Source organism: Solimonas marina (genome assembly GCF_012241385.1).
Lineage (GTDB): Bacteria > Pseudomonadota > Gammaproteobacteria > Nevskiales > Nevskiaceae > Solimonas > Solimonas marina.
The window spans coordinates 289,074-307,289 of record NZ_JAAVXB010000003.1 but is presented as its reverse complement, the minus strand read 5'-3'; the positions used below and the strand labels follow the sequence as shown (position 1 = coordinate 307,289).

The window sequence follows — 18,216 nt, the reverse complement described above, 5'->3', positions numbered from 1 at the left end:
GGAACGCCTACTCGATGTTCTGCACCTGCTCGCGCATCTGCTCGATGGCAACCTTCATCTCGACGGCGCAACGCGTCATGTCGGCATCCTGCGACTTCGACGACAAGGTGTTCGCCTCGCGATTGAGTTCCTGCATGAGAAAGTCGAGACGACGGCCGATGGCTTCGTCGCGCTTGAAGGTCTGACGCACCTCGACCAGATGGCTCAGCAGGCGCGACATCTCTTCCTCGACGTCGAGGCGCTGCGCGCTCATTGCCACTTCCTGAGCGAGACGCTGCGGATCGAGCTCGACGCCGAGCTCGGCGCAGCGCGCCTGCAGGCGCGCCAGCCACTGCTCGCGAACCTGCGGGTAGCGCTCGCGCACCTCGGCGACCAGCGTCTCGATCGTGTCGCAGCGTTCGAGCACAAACTGCTGCAAGCGCTCGCCTTCACGCGCACGCGTCGCCGAGAAGTCCTTGAGCGCCGCCGAGAACAGTTCGCGCGCCGCCGCCACCAGCGGCGCAAAGTCGGCCTGCTCTTCCTTGACGACACCCGGGTAGCTCAGCACCCGCATCGGCTCCGGCACCGAGGTCGCACCGAGCTCGGTGTTGACCGCATCGAGCGCGTCCTTGAGCTGAGACAGGCGCGCGCGATCGAGGACGATGGTGTCGCCAGCCTGGCCGTCGCGCGAATAGCGCAGACCGCATTCGACCTTGCCGCGCGCGATACGCGTTCCCGCGAACTGACGCAGGTCACCCTCAAGGACGCGGAAGTCTTCCGGCATCTTGAACGTGACGTCGAAGTAGCGGTGATTGACGGAGCGCAGCTCCCAGCTCAGGCGGCCCCAGTCGTAAGAGGCTTCGACACGGGCATAGCCCGTCATGCTGCGTATCATTTGGCGATCACTCCCGACGCCCGCCGACGGCGGGTCACGATATGGAAGTGCGGATTGTAACGGCGACGAAGGCCTGCCACCGATTCTGGCGCATCGCGCTCGGCGGCTTGAGAGAAAGCGCGGCTACGTAAAGATGTAGCCGCGGCGCAAGATGAAGCGAGTGCTGCTTATTGTTTTAATCGGGCGGCGCCTCGATGGCATCGACTCATGTCGAAAACCGCCCGCGGTGACAGCCGGCTTACTTCTTCTTCGCCGCTTTCTTGACCTTCTTCACGGCTTTCTTGACCGCCTTCACCGCCTTCTTCACGACCTTCTTGGCCGCCTTCTTCGGCGCTGCTTTCTTGGTAGCCTTCTTGGCGACCTTCTTGGCAGGTGCCTTCTTCACGACTTTCTTGGCTGCCGCCTTCTTCACGACCTTCTTCGCCGGAGCCTTCTTTGCAACCTTCTTGGCAGGAGCCTTCTTGGCCGCCTTCTTGGCCGGCGCCTTCTTCACAGCTTTCTTCGCCGCTTTCTTCGCAGTCGCCATCGATACATCCTCCATCGAGTCACGATTCGCGGAAATCTCCGCGCGGATTTGGAAAACGCCCTCATGCGTATTTCCACGGTGTGAATTTTTACTGATAAAAAGTTTTCAAATCAACGTATTTATTGGACCCGACCGTGAAGCCCATACGCCGCGCAACGCTGATGGCATCTACGTTTGCACTTGCATCGCTATGTTCTTGCGTAGAGGCGCATGCCTTGAAACGTAGTGCTGGCGCGGGTTTCAAGGCATCGACGAATGTCGCGTACACGATTACCAAGACCTTGCCGCATGACACAGAAGCCTTCACCGAAGGGCTGGAGTTATGCGATGCGTCAATGATCGAGAGCGTCGGCCTTTACGGTCGTTCTGCGCTGATTCGGCGCGCGATGGAGACACAAACCGTCGTCGATCGGCGGTCCTTGCCCGGTGATGTGTTCGGCGAAGGCGTCACCTGTTTTGGTGATCGCATCTATCAACTGACATGGCGCAGCCAGATCGCATATGTCTACGACCATGCGCTGCACGAGATCACTCGACTGCGTTACCAGGGCGAAGGTTGGGGGCTCACGCACAACGCCGATCAACTGATCATGAGCAATGGCAGCGACGTCATCAGCTTTCGTGATCCGCAGGACTTTCACGTCATCCGCACGATCGCCGTGCGTGACGGCGACACGCCGGTGTTCAAGCTCAACGAACTCGAGTACGCGAACGGGATGATCTTTGCCAACGTCTGGGAAACCGACCGCATCGCGATCATCGATGCCGGTAACGGTCAGGTGCGGGGCTGGCTCGATCTCGCCGGGCTCGACGCGCGCTTCAAGAAACCCACGCATTGGGACCCGGCTGATGACGTACTCAACGGCATTGCCCACGACGCCGCACGCGATCGCTGGTACGTCACCGGCAAGCGCTGGCCCCTCATGTTCGAACTGAAGCTGAAAGATGTGCCGTCGCCCGCAGCCGGCGGCGCGCCCTGAGTGCCGGGATCGTCAGGCACCCAGCGTCGAGCGCACCGCGAACGGCGGATCGAACAGCGAACCACCGTCGTCGGCCGCGTAGTGGCACAGCGCGACACCATCGTCGGCGTAGCGCCGATACGGCGGCGGACGTCGCGTGCAGCGTTCGTCGGCCATCGCGCAGCGCGAGACGAACAGGCAGCCAACCGGCGGCGCGTACGGGTCCGGCAACTCGCCGTCACGCGCGCGCAGGTGCGCCAGCGCTTCGTGTCCAGGCAGCGCGGCGAGCAGTGCGCGACTGTAGGGATGGCGCGGGGCCTGGAACAGGATGTCGCGGTCGGCCTGCTCCATCAGCTTGCCGTAGTACATGACCAGCACGCGATCGCTGATATGACGCACCACCGCCAGATCATGAGCGATGAACAGCATCGCGAGCGCGTGTTGCCGCTGCAGGTCGCGCAGCAGATTGACGATCTGCGCCTGGATCGAAACGTCGAGCGCCGAAACCGGCTCATCGCAGATCAGCAGCTTCGGCCGCACGACGATCGCGCGGGCGATGGCAATGCGCTGCGCCTGGCCACCGGAAAAATCACGCGGCAGGCGGTCGGCATCACTGTCGGACAGGCCGACCTGAGTCAGCGCCTCGCGCACACGCGCACGCGCCTCGTCCTTGCCGAGATCCGGATAAAGCGTCTTCAACGGTTCGCCGACAATGCGGCCCACCTTGTGCCGTGGATTGAGGCTGGCCATCGGGTCCTGGAAGACCATCTGCACGTCACGCCGCAGCGCACGCCAGCCACGCTTGTCGAGCCCCTTGAGTTCCTGCCCCTCGAAGCGCACCGAACCCGCCTGGATCGGCTCCAGCCCGACCAACGCGCGCGCCAGGCTCGACTTGCCCGAGCCCGACTCGCCGACCACGCCCAGCGTCTGACCGCGCCGCAGATTGAAATTCACATCGTCGACCGCGCGCAGCCGCGGCGCCTGCTGCCACGGGGGCCAGCGCTTGCCCGGATACTGGATACGCAACTGACGCACCGCAAGCAGCGGCGACTGGGTTTCAGCGTTCAAGGATTTTCTTAAGTAGGGGAAAAACAACTGCGCCCGAGGCGCGCGGGTCGCCGTCGCGAGCAACGCCGCTCTCGCGCTTCCAGCGCGCAAGCTGTGCTGGAGCACAGCGAGCACTGCAAGCGCGAGAGCGGCGTGCGCAGTAGGCGAATCGCGTGCTTACTCCAGGAGTGAGCGGAGCATCCAGGCGGTCTTCTCGTGCAGCTGCATGCGCTGCGTCAACAGATCGCAGGTCGGCTCGTCAGCCGCGGCTTCCGAGACCGGAAACACCGTGCGCGCGGTCTTCGCGCAGGCTTCATGGCCCTTGACCAGCAAGCGCACCATTTCCATCGCTTCCGGCACGCCGTCGGTTTCCTCGATCGACGACAGCGCGGCGTACTGCTTGTACGTGCCCGGCGCCGAGAAGCCCAGCGCGCGGATGCGCTCGGCAACCAGATCGACAGCGGCGGCCGACTCGGTGTACTGCCCTTCGAACATCAGGTGCAGGGTGTTGAACATCGGACCGGTGACGTTCCAATGGAAGTTGTGCGTCTTCAGGTACAGGGTGTACTCGTCCGCCAGCAGACGCGACAGGCCGTCCGCGATGCTCTTGCGATCGCCCTTGTCGATGCCGATGTCGATCTTGGCACTCGGCGTGGCCTTGCTGCTGGGGGTCGCCTTGCCGCTCTTCTTGCTCATGACGCGCTCCGTTCCGTGGGTCCAGAGGTGAAGTCTACGGCGGGAACGGCTCCGGCGGAAATGAGCTTTATCAAGTCCTCGGATTGAGCATGGCTATCGCTGACTCAATGCGGCAGCAGCTTGTGTTTGCGGTAGTAGCTGAAGATATCGTTCAGGCTGCGTCGCGGCGTCCAGCCGAAGGTCTGGCGGAACAACCGGCCGTCAATGATGACCGGGTATTTGAAGTAGTTGACCAGATACGGCGGGAAGAAGCTGCCCCAGTTCAGGGCACTGCTGATCATCTTCGGCAGCATCGGCGGCACCGAGGGTACCGGCAGCTTGCGGCAGCCACTCTGCTCGACCATCGTCTGGTAGGTGACGTAGTCATCCGGCGCGACGTTGTAGATGCCCGGCTTGTTCTGTTCGAAGGCGGCGACCAGCGCGTCGGCCATGTCGTCGACATGCAGACACTGCATCATCGGCGAGAAGCCGACCAGCACCGGCACCAGTGGCCGCATCAGCAGCACCGACATCGTGTTGCGCACGCCCGGCCCGAGCACGTTGCACGGCCGCAGAATCGTGATGTTCAGCTCCGGCGCTTTCCAGAGGTAGATCTGCGCGAGATTCTCGAGCTCCACCGAATCGACCAGGTCCTGCGTCACCTCGCTGGCCTTCAGCGGCGCATCCTCGTCGAGCAGCGCCGGGTTGTAGGCCGAGGCGCCGTAGACGTAGTAGGTCGAATGCACGATGACCTGTGCCACGCCGTACTTGCGACACAGCTCGAACAGCTTCTTGCTGCCCAGCACATTGGCGTTATAGCGCCGGGTGCGATCGTGCTCGTGCGGGAAGATGCGGCCGATGTGCAGCACCGCGTCGATCTTGTGCCGACGGAACACGTCTTCGAAGCCGCGCTTGTGAATCTCGATCTTGTACGACGGGATATCCGGCTCGGTCTCGACCTTGCGCCGGAAGTCGACGGCAATGACGTGATAGCGGCCATGCAGGCGCGCGATCACGCGCTTGGCCAGCGAGCCGGCAGCGCCGGTGACGAGCACCGTTTTTTTCTTGTCGGTCATCGGATCAGAACACGCTCTTGCGTTCGGCCAGGCCACGCGCCATCAGTTCGCGAATCTTGTCCTTGATCAATTCGACACGCTCGGTGACCGCTTCCTCGCTGGTCGCCGTGTTGTCGAAGCAGATCGGCTCGCCAAAGTTCAGATAGACGCGCGCCGGCAGCGGCAGCAGCGGGCCGAACGGCACGTAAGGCAAGCCGAGCAGCTTGGCCAGTGGCGCGATATTGGCGAATGACGGCATCGTTTCCTCGCAGCCAACAACGCCGACCGGCACGATGGGCGCACCGGTCTGCATCGCCAGATGCATGAAGCCATTGCCGAAGCGCTGCAGCTGATAACGCTTGCGGTAGAGCTTGCCTGAGCCGCGCACGCCCTCGGGGAAGACGATGATCGCCTCGTCCTGCTCAAGCATTTTCACGCAGTTCAACGGATCGCCGATCACCGCGCCGATCCCGGTCATGACGCTACCGAGCCATGGCACGGTCGGAAAGAAACGGTCGACCATGGCGCGTGGGGCGCGCGGGCCGTGCGGATTCAGTGCCATCGCGCCGCCGATCAGCACGCCGTCCATCGGCAGCTGACCGGAATGATTGGCGATGAACAGCGCCCGCCCCTGCGTCGGAATGTTCTCGATGCCGTGGGCGACGACGCGGAAGTATTTTTCGTAGAGCAGTTTGACGACGCCAAGGCCAAGCTTGGCAGCGTTCTCGTTATAGCCCCAGGCATCGTAGCCGTAGCTGCCGACGGGCTTGGGCATCCGTGAAATCTGATCCTCGACGTCCGGCGTCACGATCTGCCGGTACAGAGACTCCCGCGACGCGAGTCGCGACAGCGCTTTTACTTTCTCGAACGCCTGCATGCCACCACCGTTGACCTCTCCCCCGAAGCCACACGTTATGCGAAAAAAATGACGCTGACCAGCGCGCAAACGGATGACTTTTGCGGGGGTCGCTTTTTGCATCCCAAGCAAAAGGCCCCGGCATGCCGATGCATGCCGGGGCCTTTGCGAACCCGATGCCGCTGGCCGTCAATCAGCCCGGCAGCGTGAGGCTCGCTAATTGCAGCAGATGAATGAACGGCTGCGGGTAGATGCCAATGGCCAGCATCAGCAGCATCGCCAGCAGCGTCATGATGCCGCCGGTACGCTGCGCCCAGTCGAGCGGGGCGTTGAACTGCCGGTTCGACGGATCCCGCAGGAACAGCGACACCATCAGGCGCAGGTAGTAGTACAAGCCGATGGCGCTGCCGACCACCAGCGCGCCGAGCAGCCACCACAGGTGCGCGTCGACACCGGCGGTGATTGCGTAGAACTTGCCGATGAAACCGGCCGTCAGCGGGATGCCGGCCAGCGACAGCAGCATTGCGGTCAGGATCGACGCCAGATACGGGCGGCGCCAGAACAGGCCGCGATAGTCGTAGATGGCATCGGCATCGCGCTCGCCCATCGGGCTCGACGTCAGCGTCACGACACCGAAGGTGCCGAGTGAGGTGACGACATAGGTCAGCAGGTAAGCACCGACCGCTTCGACCGCCAGCGGGCCTCCGGCGATCAGGGCCACCATGCAGTAGCCGAAATGCGCGATCGACGAATACGCGAGCATGCGCTTGACGTTGTTCTGTCGTACCGCCAGCACGTTGCCGAGGATGATCGACAGGAAAGCCAACCAGCTCAGCACCTTGACCAGCGAGATCTGGTAGTAGCCGCCAGCCTCGACGAAATAGCGCGTCAGCACCGCGAACACCGCAACCTTGGACGCGGTCGCCAGATAGTTGGCAACCGGCGCCGGTGCGCCTTCGTAGACGTCCGGCGTCCACATGTGGAACGGCACCAGCGACAGCTTGAAGGCCAGGCCGATCAGCAGCATCGCGCCGCCAACCACGGCGATCGGGCTGGCGCTGCCGGCGAAGTAGGCGCCGACATCGAGGAACAGCAGCGAGCCGACCTGCGAATACATCAGCGCGATGCCGAACAGCATGAACGCCGAGGCAACCGCCGACAGCACCAGGTACTTGAGGCCGCCTTCAAGTGGGCGCCGGCTCTTCACCGGGTACGCGATCATCGCGTACAGCGGCACGCTGAGCAGTTCGAGACCGATGAACAGCGACGCGAAGTGCTGCGCACAGGCCAACGTGACACCGCCGAGCGCCGACAGGCACAGCAGCAGATACATCTCTTCGCGCTCGCCCTTGAAGCCTTCGAGGTAGGCGTAGGACAGCGTCGCCGTTGCCAGCGTCGCGACCAGAATCAGCGCCGTGTAGAACAACGCATAGCCGTCGACGACGAACAGCGGCGTGACCGTGATCGCTTCATGCCCGATGTAGAGCATGCCGAGGCTGGTCAGCAGCGCCAGATTCAGGCCGAACACCGCCAGCGTTGCGTTGCCGCGATGACGGCGCTTGAACGCGATCGCCAGCATGACGATGACGATGGTCGCCGACACCAGCAGCATCGGTGTCAGCGCCGTGAGATGGGCGGAACCCAGATTCATGGCGCTTCTCCCGCCAGAGCCTGCGCAGCGCTGTAGATGCTGTGCACCTGATCCATCGCCGAGGCCGAGGTATCGAGCACCGTTTGCGGGTAAAGACCCAGCGCCAGCAACAGCACCATCAGAACACCCATCATGCAAAGTTCACGCTTGCCGAGATCCTTGAGCGGCTCCGCATCCTTCGGCGACGGGCCGTGGAACGCGCGCTGCACGAGAATCAGCGAGTAGACCGCGCTGAGCACCAGGCCGCTGGCCGCCAGCACCGTGATCAGCGGCGCGACGCTCCAGCTACCGACCAGGATCAGGAATTCACCGACGAAGTTGCCGAGGCCCGGCATGCCGAGCGCAGCCATCGCAAAGAACATCGCGATCGGTGGCAGGTACGGGAAGCGCGACCACAGGCCGCCCATCTGCCGCATGTCACGCGTATGCAGGCGCTCGTAAATCTCGCCGCAGAGCACGAACAGCGCACCGGCGGACAGGCCGTGCGCGATCATCTGCACGACCACGCCCTGCAGGGCCTGCGGCGTCCCGGCGTACAGACCGATCAACACGAAACCCATGTGACTGACCGACGAGTACGCGATGAGGCGCTTGATGTCGGTCTGCGAGAAGCACATGAACGCGCCGTACAGGATGCCCGCCACGCCCAGCCACATCGCCACCGGCGCGAACTGTGCCGACGCATTCGGGAAGATCGGCAGGCCGAAGCGCAGCACGCCGTAGGCGGCGGTCTTCAGCAGGATGCCGGCCAGATCGACGCTGCCGGCGGTCGGCGCCTGCGAGTGCGCGTCCGGCAGCCACGAGTGCAAGGGCACCGTCGGCATCTTCACCGCAAAGGCGACGAAGAAGCCGAGCATCAGCAGCATCTCGACCTGCGGCGCCATTTGCGTCTTCAACAGGTCCATGTAGTCGAAGGTGATGACGCCGGTCTGCTGGTAGTGCACGACCACCAGGCCCAGGATCGCCAGCAGCATCACCAGGCCCGAGGCCTGGGTGAAGATGAAGAACTTGTTCGCCGCGTAGACCCGACCCTTGCCGCCCGGAGCGTTGTGGCCCCACAGCGCGATCAGGAAGTACATCGGCACCAGCATCATTTCCCAGAAGAAGAAGAACAGGAACAGGTCGATGGCCAGGAAGATGCCGACCACGCCGCCCAGGTTCCACAGCAGGTTCAGATGGAAGAAGCCGACGTTGCGCTCGATCTCGCGCCACGAGCAGGTCACCGCGACGACACCGAGGAAGTTGGTCAGCACCACCATCAGCAGGCCGAGGCCGTCCATCGCCAGATGCAGGGAGATGCCGAAACGCGGAATCCACGGCACCTGGTACTCGACGGTCCAGTGCGGCATGCCGCCGACCGACTGCAGCGAGAAGTCGCCGACGCACCACAGCCAGACGGAGATGCCGAGCGACAGCAGCATCGTCGCCAACGCCACCCAGCGCGGGAAGCCGCGGCCGACCCAGCGCTCGCCCTGCCATGCCAGCAGGCCGCCGATGAAGGGAATCAGTATGAGCCAGAGCAGAATCATGGGAGGCGGCTTTTAGATCAGGATCACCGCAGCGATGACGACCACGGCACCGGCCGCGGTCATCCCGGCGTACCAGCGAAGCTGGCCGGTCTGCGTGTTCGAGAACAGAGAGTTGAACGCCAGCGTCAGACGCGGCAACAGGCCGATCGCCTGATCGGCAACATCGCGCCGGATCAGGCGCACGATGAACAGGTAGGGCTTCACGAACAGCAGGTCGTAGAGCCAGTCGAAACCGAAGGCCGCGCGCCACCAGCGGAACAGCAGCTGGCCGATCGCCGATTGCTTGATGCCGGCCGCCAGCGCCGGGTTCTTCAGGAAGAAGAACCACGCCAGGAAGATGCCGAGGAACGACACGCCGACCGAGGCGGCCATCATCGAGTATTCGACATGCTCGGCCGCCTCACTGATCGCCGGCTGCGGCAGCACGGCATCGAGCGGGATGTGAATCCAGCCGCCGAACAACGCCGCGACCGCGAGCACCGCCAGCGGCAAGGTGTGGTCGCCACCCTTGGGCTGCGTGATCTCGCCGCCATGGCCATGGTCGTCATGCGCATGCGCATCGTGCGTCGCGCGCGACTCGCCGAAGAACGCAATGAAGATCAGGCGGAAGGTGTAGAGGCCGGTCAGGAACGCGCCGCCCAGACCCATCCAGTAGAACGCATGGTGGCCGTAGGCCCAGGCCTCGAACAGGATCTTGTCCTTGGAGAAGAAGCCCGACGTCAACGGGAACGCGACCAGGCCCAGCGAGCCGATCAGGAACACCCAGAACGTGAACGGAATCTTCTTGCGCAGGCCGCCCATCTTGAAGATGTCCTGCTCGTGATGGCAGGCGAGGATCACCGAGCCGGCCGACAGGAACAACAGCGCCTTGAAGAACGCGTGCGTCATCAGATGGAAGACCGCCGGTTGATAGGCCCCTGCACCGAGTGCCAGGAACATGTAGCCGATCTGCGACATCGTCGAGTACGCGAGGATCTTCTTGATGTCGGTCTGCGTCAGCGCCGTGAAACCGGCGAGCAGCAGCGTGATGCCGCCGATCCAGCCGACCGTGTCGAGCGCGAACGGCGACAGCTCGAACAGCACATGGGTGCGCGCGATCAGGTAGACGCCGGCGGTGACCATGGTCGCCGCGTGGATCAGCGCCGAGACCGGCGTCGGGCCCGCCATCGCGTCCGGCAACCAGGTCTGCAGCGGCAGCTGCGCCGACTTGCCGACCGCGCCGCCGAGCAGCAGCAGTGCCGCCGCGGTCACCATCGTGCCGCCTTCGGCCCACTTCTGCGGTGCCAGCGACATCGCGTCCTGGATGTTCAGCGTGCCCAGGCCGTGGAAGATGATGAACAGACCGATCGCCATGAACGTGTCGCCGACACGCGTGATGATGAACGACTTGCGCGCCGCGGCGCCGTTGGCCGCGTCCTGATACCAGAAGCCGATCAGCAGGTACGAGGCCAGACCCACGCCTTCCCAACCGAAGTACAGGAACAGCAGGTTGTCGCCGAGCACCAGGAACAGCATCGCGGTAACGAACAGGTTCATGTAGGCGAAGAAGCGCGGATACGCCTCGTCGCCGCGCATGTACCACGACGCGAACAGATGAATGAAGAAGCCGACGCCGCAGATCACGCACATCATCAGCATCGACAGCTGATCGAGGCGCAGCGCGAAGCGCGGCGAGAAATCGCCGACGCTCATCCACGTCCACAGTTCCTGCGTGTACGAAAAGCCAGCCGGCTGGTGGTAGAACTGCCAGCCGATGATCGCCGTCAGCAGCGCCGACAGACCGACCGAACCGACGCCGATATAGGCGGCGGCGTTTTCCGAAATGCGCTGCCGGCCGATCGCCAGCGTCAGGAAGCCGAGCAGCGGAAAGGTGAAAACGAGGAAAAGGAATTCGAACATCAGTCTGTTTTCCCGAAGCGCGAGGACGCCATCCCTGGCGCGACGTTAGTGCGGCGAGCGTCGCCCCGCCCGGGCAGCCCTGCCCGTGCGTTCGGGACCGCTGAAAACTTTGTTTTCATCATGCGTCCCTCACCCCTTCATCTGCGATGCCGAATCGACGTCGAGCGTCCGGAAGCGGCGATGCAGCTGGATCAGAATCGCGAGCCCCACCGAGGCCTCGGACGCGGCCAGTGACAGCACGAGAATGAACATGATCTGGCCGTCCGGCTGGTGCCAGCGACTTCCGGCCACCACGAACGCGAGCGCCGCGGAGTTCATCATCACTTCGAGCGACATCAGCATGAACAGGATGTCGCGCCGGATCATCACGCCGAGCAGACCGAGCACGAACAGGATGCCGGCGATCGCCAGCCCGTGCTCCATCGGAATCCCCAGCAAAGCAGTCGTTTCCATAGCGGTTCTTTTCGTTCTAGTCGTGGCGGCCGAGGTGATAGGCCGCGACCAGCGCGGCCAGCAGCAGCATCGAGCCGAGTTCGACCGCGAGCAGATACGGGCCGAACAGATGCACGCCCACCTGCTTGGCATCGATGGTCGTCGTCGCCGCGGCATGCGTCTGACCGCCGGTCAGCAGCACGTCGAGCAAGCCGCCGAGCAACAGCACCGACAGCACCGCCGGCGCGAACCAGACCTTGGGCGTCAACCAGCGGCGCTCCTGATCTTCGATCTCCTTGCCGAGGTTGAGCATCATCACCACGAACACGAACAGCACCATGATGGCGCCGGCGTAGACGATGACTTCGAGCGCACCGGCAAACGGCGCGCCGAGCATGAAGAACAGGCCGGCGACCGCGAGCAGCGAGACCACCAGGTTGAGCAGCGCATGCACCGGGTTGCGGCCGAAGATCACGAACAACGTCGAGATCACGGCAACGGCGGCAGCGAGATAGAAGAAGAACGTCATCGCGTCATCCCTTACGGCAGCAGCGACTTGATGTCGACCGGCGCCGATTCCTTCTCGGCGGCGCCCTTCGGCTTGCCTTCGATCGACATGCCAGCGACGCGATAGAAGTTGTAGTCCGGGTACTTGCCGGTGCCGCTGATCAGCAGGTCTTCCTTTTCGTAGACCAGACTCTGGCGCTTGTACTCGGCGAGCTCGTAGTCCGGCGTCAGCTGGATCGCCGTGGTCGGGCAAGCTTCTTCGCACAGTCCGCAGAAGATGCAGCGCGAGAAGTTGATGCGGAACCACTCGGGATACCAGCGGCCGTCTTCCGGACGCTCGGTCTTCTGCAACGAAATGCAGCCCACCGGGCAGGCCACCGCGCAGAGGTTGCACGCGACGCAGCGTTCGTCGCCGTCCGGATCGCGCGTCAGCACGATGCGGCCACGATAGCGCGGCGGCATATACGGCTTCACTTCCGGATACGGAATGACATCACGCTTGCGGAACGTGTGACTGAAGATCATCACGATCGTCCGCAGCTGCGTATAGACACCCCAGAGGATGTCTCCGAGCTGCTGCAGCGGCGAGCGTTTTTCAGGAGGCAGGTAACCGGGCATCTCAGGCTCCGTGGGCGCCGGCAACGACGACGGCCGCCGTGCCCAGAAGATTGATCAACGACAGCGGCAGGCAGACTTTCCAGCCGGCAGCCATCATCTGGTCGTAGCGCGGACGCGGCAGCGACGCGCGCAGCAGGATGAAGCCGGACATGAAGCACAGGCACTTGAACGCGAACCACGGGAACGCGAGCCACGCATGGCTCTCCACGCCCGGGCCGCTCCAGCCGCCGAAGAACAAGACCGTCGTAATGGCCGAAACCAGCACGATGCCAACGTATTCGCCGACGAAGAACATGCCGAACTTCATGCCCGAGTACTCGGTATGAAAGCCCGCGGCCAGTTCCGACTCGGCTTCCGGCAAGTCGAACGGCGTGCGGTGCACGACGGCGATCGCCGCGGTCACGAACGCACAGAAGCCGAAGAACTGCGGAATGATGTTCCAGCCGTTGGCCGCCTGGTACTCGACGATGTGACGCAGATCGAACGAACCGGCCAGCATCACGATGCCCATCAGCGAAATGCCCATGAACACTTCGTACGACACCGTCTGCGCGGTCACGCGCAGGCCGCCGAGCAGCGAGTATTTGCTGTTGCTCGCCCAGCCGCCGAGCATTACCGCGTAGACCTCGAGGCCGGCCAGCGCCAGGAACACCAGCAGACCGACGTTGATGTGCGCCACGCCCCAGGTCGGCGTCACCGGCACCAGCGCGAACATCAGCAGCATCAGGCCCATGGCGATCGCCGGGGCGACGATGAAGGTCAGCTTGTCGACGAACGGCGGAATCCAGTCTTCCTTGAAGAAGATCTTGATCATGTCGGCGATGACCTGGCCGAGGCCGAACGGACCCACGCGGTTCGGGCCGTAGCGGTCCTGCCACAGGCCGAGCAGGCGGCGTTCGAGCCAGATCATCCAGGCCGCGACGACCACCGTCACCAGCAGCACGACGATGGCCTTGACCGACTCGATCAGCGAATCGACGAGATGCGGATGGGCATTGAACCAATCGAGCATGGGATCAGCCTCCGCTCACGGTGGCATCGACGCCGTAGGCGACGAACGGCACGCCGGCGAAACCCGCCGGCAGGCCCACGGTGCCGGCCGGCAGCGTATCGCTGATGAAGGTCGGCAGCTGCACGAGTTCACCGTCCACCGACACCGTCGCGTGGCCGTTGACGCCGGCGCGCGCGACGTCAGCACGAGCGATGGCGACGAACGCCGTGCTGGCACGCTCGCGGATCGGCTCGGCACGCGACGACAGTTCGTCGCCGCCGAAGTGCAGGTGCAGCGGCAGCACGCGGAAGCCGCTGCCGCTGCCGCTCGGCGTGAACGCGGCCGGCACGTCGGTGAAGTACGCCTGCGTGGCGCCGCCGGCAAACAGCAGCTTGCCCGGATCACCGCCGCGCAGATGACCGCCGATCTCCTGCTGGAACTTGTTCCACGACTGCGGCGAGTTCCAGCCCGGCGCCCAGGCGTACGGCATCAACGCCGCCGGACGGTCGAGGCCGCCGACGCCGTTGTAGCCTTCCATCGAGAAGCTCAGGGGCGTATCCGGATCGACCGGCTGACGAATTTCGCTGACCGCCTGATTGGCACGCATCGCGGTGCGGCCCGAGTAGCGGTGCGGCTCGCGCGCAATCTTCAGGCCGTCGATACGGAACGCCGCACCCGGCGCCGCGTCGACGATGCCGGCCAGGCCGCTGACGGCCGTGGCGCAGGCACCGGTGATGTCGTCGAGAATCTTCCAGCCGCTGGCGGCTTCCAGAACGGCGAGCCAACGCCAGGATTCGACCTGCGCAAGGCTGGCGTCGTAGTACTTCGGGTCGTAGACCTGGAAGTGACGCTGCGCACGGCCTTCGTAGTTGACGACGGTGCCGTCGCCTTCGAATACCGTCGCCGCCGGCAGCACCACCTGCGCGCGCGCCGTGGCGTCGGTCGCCGTGTGGTCGATGACGATCAGGCTCTTGACCTTGGCCAGCGCGGCGTCGACGACCGCCTTGGGCGCGCGGCGATACAGATCGTTTTCAAGCACGACCAGCGTATCGGCCGCACCGGACGCCAGCGCCTCGAGCGCGTCGGCCAGCGGCTGCGGCTCGAGCATCGCCAGACCGTAGCTGTTCGCTTCCGGCAGCGTCAGCGCAAGACCAGTGGCGTCGTTCTTGGCCTTCAGGGCCCAGGCGATGTTGGCCGCGGCCTGCATCACCGCCGTCGAACCGGCGCCGGTGCCGGAAATGATCAGCGGCTTCTTTGCGGCAGCCAGCGCGTCGGCGATGGCCTTGGCCTGCGCCGCCGTCGCCTCGTCGAGACCGGCCACGGCCGGCGATGACGCATCGAGCAGGTTCGCCACGGCGAAGCCGAGGCGCGCCAGATCTTCCGGCGCCGCACGCACGGTGGCGTGGGCGATGTCGTCGAGGCGCGTGCTGTCGACACTGGCGACGAACACGGGATAGCTGTCGCGCTGCAGCAGATCGGCCAGCGAGATCGCCTGCCAATCCGAAACCTTCTTCTCGTCGGCCAGCGCACGGCCCTTGCCGCGTGCGGCCTGACGGACCGCCAGCGCCATGCGCGGCGCGGTCGCGGTGATGTCTTCGCCGAGCACCAGCACCGCGTCGGCATCTTCCATCGCCGTGATCGTGGTTGCCGGCACCGGGCCGTCACGAACGATCTGCAGCGCCAGCTTGACCAGCTCGCCTTCCTGGGTGGCGTGACCGTCGTAGAACGACGCGGCACCGACCATCGTGCGCAGCGCGTAGTTGGCTTCGACCGACGCGCGCGGCGAGCCGATCGCAATGACCTTGCTCGCGCCGTTGATCATGCCGCGCGCCGCGCCGAGCGCGACATCGCTGGTCACCGTCGCACCGTCGATCAACGGGTGGCGCGGGCGATCCTTGAGATTGGTGTAGCCGTAGCCGAAACGGCCGCGGTCGCAGAGGAAGTAGCCGTTGAGTTCGCCGTGATAGCGGTTCTCGACGCGGCGAATCTCGCCGTAGCGCTCGCCCGGCGAGACGTTGCAGCCGACCGAGCAGCTGGCGCAGATGCTCGGCGCGTACTGCATGTCCCACTTGCGCGTGTAGCGCTCGGAGTGGGTCTTGTCGGTGAACACGCCGGTCGGGCAGACCTCGGTGAGGTTGCCGGAGAATTCGGATTCCAGCGTACCTTCCTCGGCACGGCCGAAGTAGACATTGGCCGCCGAACCGTAGACACCGAGATCGGTGCCGCCGGCGTAATCCTTGTAGTAGCGAACGCAGCGATAGCAGGAGATGCAGCGGTTCATCTCGTGACCGATGAACGGTCCGAGATCCTGATTCAAATGCGTGCGCTTGGTGAAGCGGTATGAGCGGCTGTGATGCTGCGTCATCACCGTCATGTCCTGCAGGTGGCAATGGCCACCTTCCTCGCAGACCGGACAGTCATGCGGGTGATTCGTCATCAGGAATTCGACGATGGTCGCGCGGAAGGCCTTGGCCTCCTCGTCATCGATCGAGATGTAGGTCCCGTTCGACGCCGGCGTCATGCACGACATGACGATGCGGCCCATCTTGTCGTTCTCGTCGCGGAACGACTTCACCGCGCACTGGCGGCATGCGCCGACGCTGCCGAGCGCCGGGTGCCAGCAGAAATAAGGAATATCGAGTCCGAGGTTGAGACAGGCCTGCAGCAGGTTGTCCGCACCGTCGACGTCGTACTGCTTGCCGTCTACATGAATCGTGGCCATGACTTACGCAACTTTGGCGTTGACGACAACGCCCGTGAGCCCGATGTTGGCATCAGCATCGGCGGTACCGGCCGGCGCGACGCCGGCTTCGAATTCGGCGCGGAAGAATTTCAGCGCCGACTGCAACGGCTCCATCGCACCCGGCGCATGCGCGCAGAAGGTACGACCGGGGCCGAGCGCCTTGGTCAGCTTGGTCAGCTGCTCGATGTCTTCCATGCGGCCGCGCCCTTCCTCGAGCGCGATCAGCATCTTCACGCTCCACGGCAGGCCGTCGCGACACGGCGTGCACCAGCCGCAGGACTCGCGCGCGAAGAACTCTTCGAGATTGCGCACCAGCGAGACCATGTTGGCGGTCTGGTCGACGGCCATGATCAGGCCGGTGCCCATGCGTGAACCGGCCTTGGAGATCGAATCGAAATCCATCGGCAGATCGAGATGCTCGGGCATCAGGAAGTCGGTCGACGCACCGCCCGGCAGCCAGCACTTCAAGGTGTAGCCGTCGCGCATGCCACCGGCGTGTTCTTCGATGATCTCGCGCGCCGAAGTGCCGATCGGCAGCTCGTAGATGCCGCCACGCTTGACGCGACCGCTGCAGCCGTAGAGCTTGGTGCCGCCGTCCTTGGACTTGCCCTGCGACAGGCCTTTGAACCACTCGGCGCCGTTGTTGATGATGTGCGGCAGGTTCGACAGCGACTCGACGTTGTTGACGACGGTCGGACGGCCCCAGGCACCGGCGATCTGCGGGAACGGCGGCTTGGCGCGCGGATTCGCGCGACGGCCTTCCAGCGAATTGATCAGCGCCGTCTCTTCACCGCAGATATAGCGGCCGGCGCCGGTGTGCACGGACAGCTCGAAGCTCCAGCCGGAGCCGAGGATGTTCTTGCCGAGCAAGCCGGCCGCGCGCGCCTCGGCCAGCGCCGCGTTGAGACGCTCCGCCGACTTGACGTATTCGCCGCGCAGGAAGATGTAGCCGGTGGTGGCCTGGATCGCGTAGCCGGCGACCAGCATGCCTTCGATCAGCTGGTGCGGCACGCCTTCCATCAGCAGGCGGTCCTTGAACGTGTTCGGCTCCATCTCGTCGGCGTTGCAGACGAGGTACTTGGTGCCGGCGTCCGGGCCCATCGGCACCAGACCCCACTTGATGCCGGTCGGGAAGCCCGCACCGCCGCGACCGCGCAGGTTCGAATCCTTGACCTTGGCCTGCACATCGGCCGGCTGCAGATCGCGGATCGCATTGCGCACCGCGAGATAGCCGCCCGATGCCTCGTAGGCGGCGATGTCCATCGGCGCTTCGAGATTGACGCGCGCCGTCAGCGGGCGAACCAGCAGTTCTTGTTCGAGACTCACTTGTACGCCTCCACGATGCCGACCACGTTGTCCGGCGTGAGGTCATGGTGCAGGTCGTCGTCGACCATCAGCGCCGGCCCCTTGTCGCAGGCACCGATGCAGCAGATCGGCAGCATCGTGAAGCGACCGTCGGCGGTGGTCTGCCCGTGGGTAATGCCCAGATGCTGTTCGAGGGTCTTCTTGATGTCCTCGTAGCCGACCATGAAGCAGGTGATGCTGTCGCAGACCTTGACCACATGACGACCGACCGGCTTGCGGTAGATCAGCGAGTAGAACGTCGCCACGCCTTCGAGCTCTGCGGCGCCGATGCCGAGCATCTTCGCCACCGGCTCCAGCGCACCGTCCGGCACCCAGCCGCGCCGCGCCTGGATGATCTTCAGCGCGCCGATGCTGGCCGCGCGCGCATCCGGGTAGTGCGCGATTTCGTGCTCGATTTCATGGCGCTCGTCGTCCGTCAGTACGAACGGCGCCTCCTGCGTCTTGCCGGTCAGCTCGGCGAGCTTGACGACCGTTTCGGGTGTGCTCATA

The 18,216-nt window shown here is 64.3% G+C and carries 17 protein-coding genes; 1 reads left to right on the top strand and 16 read right to left on the bottom strand.

What is annotated here, in order from left to right:
* Nucleotides 1-7: 7 nt before the first annotated feature.
* Together G7Y82_RS07665 and G7Y82_RS07660 are read right to left on the bottom strand one after the other, a co-directional pair.
* Nucleotides 8-862 carry a YicC/YloC family endoribonuclease gene (locus G7Y82_RS07665; RefSeq protein ID WP_240954134.1) on the bottom strand — a complete coding sequence of 285 codons (855 nt, stop codon included), beginning with the start codon at nt 860-862 and terminating at the stop codon, nt 8-10.
* A 250-nt stretch (nt 863-1,112) separates the two neighbouring features.
* Nucleotides 1,113-1,400, bottom strand: a complete 288-nt coding sequence (locus G7Y82_RS07660; protein WP_168147434.1) for a hypothetical protein — start codon at nt 1,398-1,400, stop codon at nt 1,113-1,115.
* A 122-nt stretch (nt 1,401-1,522) separates the two neighbouring features.
* On the opposite strand from G7Y82_RS07660, the gene G7Y82_RS07655 reads away from it, so the two are divergent.
* Nucleotides 1,523-2,380, top strand: coding sequence for a glutaminyl-peptide cyclotransferase (locus tag G7Y82_RS07655; RefSeq protein ID WP_168147433.1), 858 nt, complete (start codon nt 1,523-1,525; stop codon nt 2,378-2,380).
* A 12-nt stretch (nt 2,381-2,392) separates the two neighbouring features.
* On the opposite strand, the gene G7Y82_RS07650 is transcribed toward G7Y82_RS07655, so the two are convergent.
* The 14 genes from G7Y82_RS07650 to nuoE all read right to left on the bottom strand — a co-directional run bounded on the left by G7Y82_RS07650 (nt 2,393) and on the right by nuoE (nt 18,215).
* Complete coding sequence (locus tag G7Y82_RS07650) at nt 2,393-3,427, bottom strand: ABC transporter ATP-binding protein (protein WP_206370446.1); 1,035 nt, start codon at nt 3,425-3,427, stop codon at nt 2,393-2,395.
* Between the two features lie 156 nt (nt 3,428-3,583).
* A complete protein-coding gene (locus tag G7Y82_RS07645) occupies nt 3,584-4,102 on the bottom strand; it encodes a Dps family protein (RefSeq protein ID WP_168147432.1) in 519 nt (172 codons plus the stop codon).
* A 104-nt stretch (nt 4,103-4,206) separates the two neighbouring features.
* A complete protein-coding gene (locus G7Y82_RS07640; RefSeq protein WP_168147431.1) occupies nt 4,207-5,157 on the bottom strand; it encodes an SDR family oxidoreductase in 951 nt (316 codons plus the stop codon).
* A 4-nt stretch (nt 5,158-5,161) separates the two neighbouring features.
* Nucleotides 5,162-6,013: a lysophospholipid acyltransferase family protein gene (locus tag G7Y82_RS07635; protein WP_168147430.1), complete on the bottom strand. Its 852-nt coding sequence runs from the start codon at nt 6,011-6,013 to the stop codon at nt 5,162-5,164.
* A gap of 172 nt (nt 6,014-6,185) precedes the next feature.
* Nucleotides 6,186-7,643 (bottom strand): NADH-quinone oxidoreductase subunit NuoN, encoded by a 1,458-nt coding sequence (gene nuoN, locus G7Y82_RS07630; RefSeq protein WP_168147429.1) that lies wholly within the window; start codon nt 7,641-7,643, stop codon nt 6,186-6,188.
* The gene (gene nuoM, locus G7Y82_RS07625) at nt 7,640-9,172 is read right to left on the bottom strand and encodes an NADH-quinone oxidoreductase subunit M (RefSeq protein WP_168147428.1); all 1,533 of its coding nucleotides are present in this window, start codon (nt 9,170-9,172) and stop codon (nt 7,640-7,642) included. Before nuoM ends, nuoN begins: the two co-directional genes overlap by 4 nt.
* Before the next feature lie 12 nt (nt 9,173-9,184).
* Nucleotides 9,185-11,071 carry an NADH-quinone oxidoreductase subunit L gene (nuoL, locus tag G7Y82_RS07620; RefSeq protein WP_168147427.1) on the bottom strand — a complete coding sequence of 629 codons (1,887 nt, stop codon included), beginning with the start codon at nt 11,069-11,071 and terminating at the stop codon, nt 9,185-9,187.
* 129 nt (nt 11,072-11,200) lie between these two features.
* The gene (gene nuoK, locus G7Y82_RS07615; protein ID WP_168147587.1) at nt 11,201-11,509 is read right to left on the bottom strand and encodes an NADH-quinone oxidoreductase subunit NuoK; all 309 of its coding nucleotides are present in this window, start codon (nt 11,507-11,509) and stop codon (nt 11,201-11,203) included.
* Between the two features lie 31 nt (nt 11,510-11,540).
* Nucleotides 11,541-12,032, bottom strand: a complete 492-nt coding sequence (nuoJ, locus tag G7Y82_RS07610; RefSeq protein WP_168147426.1) for an NADH-quinone oxidoreductase subunit J — start codon at nt 12,030-12,032, stop codon at nt 11,541-11,543.
* 11 nt (nt 12,033-12,043) lie between these two features.
* On the bottom strand, nt 12,044-12,628 hold the full coding sequence (nuoI, locus tag G7Y82_RS07605; RefSeq protein WP_168147425.1) for an NADH-quinone oxidoreductase subunit NuoI: 585 nt from the start codon (nt 12,626-12,628) through the stop codon (nt 12,044-12,046).
* Between the two features lies 1 nt (nt 12,629).
* Nucleotides 12,630-13,640 (bottom strand): NADH-quinone oxidoreductase subunit NuoH, encoded by a 1,011-nt coding sequence (gene nuoH, locus G7Y82_RS07600; protein WP_168147424.1) that lies wholly within the window; start codon nt 13,638-13,640, stop codon nt 12,630-12,632.
* A 4-nt stretch (nt 13,641-13,644) separates the two neighbouring features.
* Nucleotides 13,645-16,341 carry an NADH-quinone oxidoreductase subunit NuoG gene (gene nuoG / locus G7Y82_RS07595; RefSeq protein WP_168147423.1) on the bottom strand — a complete coding sequence of 899 codons (2,697 nt, stop codon included), beginning with the start codon at nt 16,339-16,341 and terminating at the stop codon, nt 13,645-13,647.
* Nucleotides 16,342-16,344: 3 nt separating this feature from the next.
* Nucleotides 16,345-17,688, bottom strand: coding sequence for an NADH-quinone oxidoreductase subunit NuoF (gene nuoF / locus G7Y82_RS07590; RefSeq protein WP_366515632.1), 1,344 nt, complete (start codon nt 17,686-17,688; stop codon nt 16,345-16,347).
* Nucleotides 17,685-18,215: an NADH-quinone oxidoreductase subunit NuoE gene (gene nuoE, locus G7Y82_RS07585; RefSeq protein ID WP_168147422.1), complete on the bottom strand. Its 531-nt coding sequence runs from the start codon at nt 18,213-18,215 to the stop codon at nt 17,685-17,687. The genes nuoF and nuoE overlap by 4 nt, the downstream gene beginning before the upstream one ends.
* Nucleotide 18,216 lies beyond the last annotated feature (1 nt).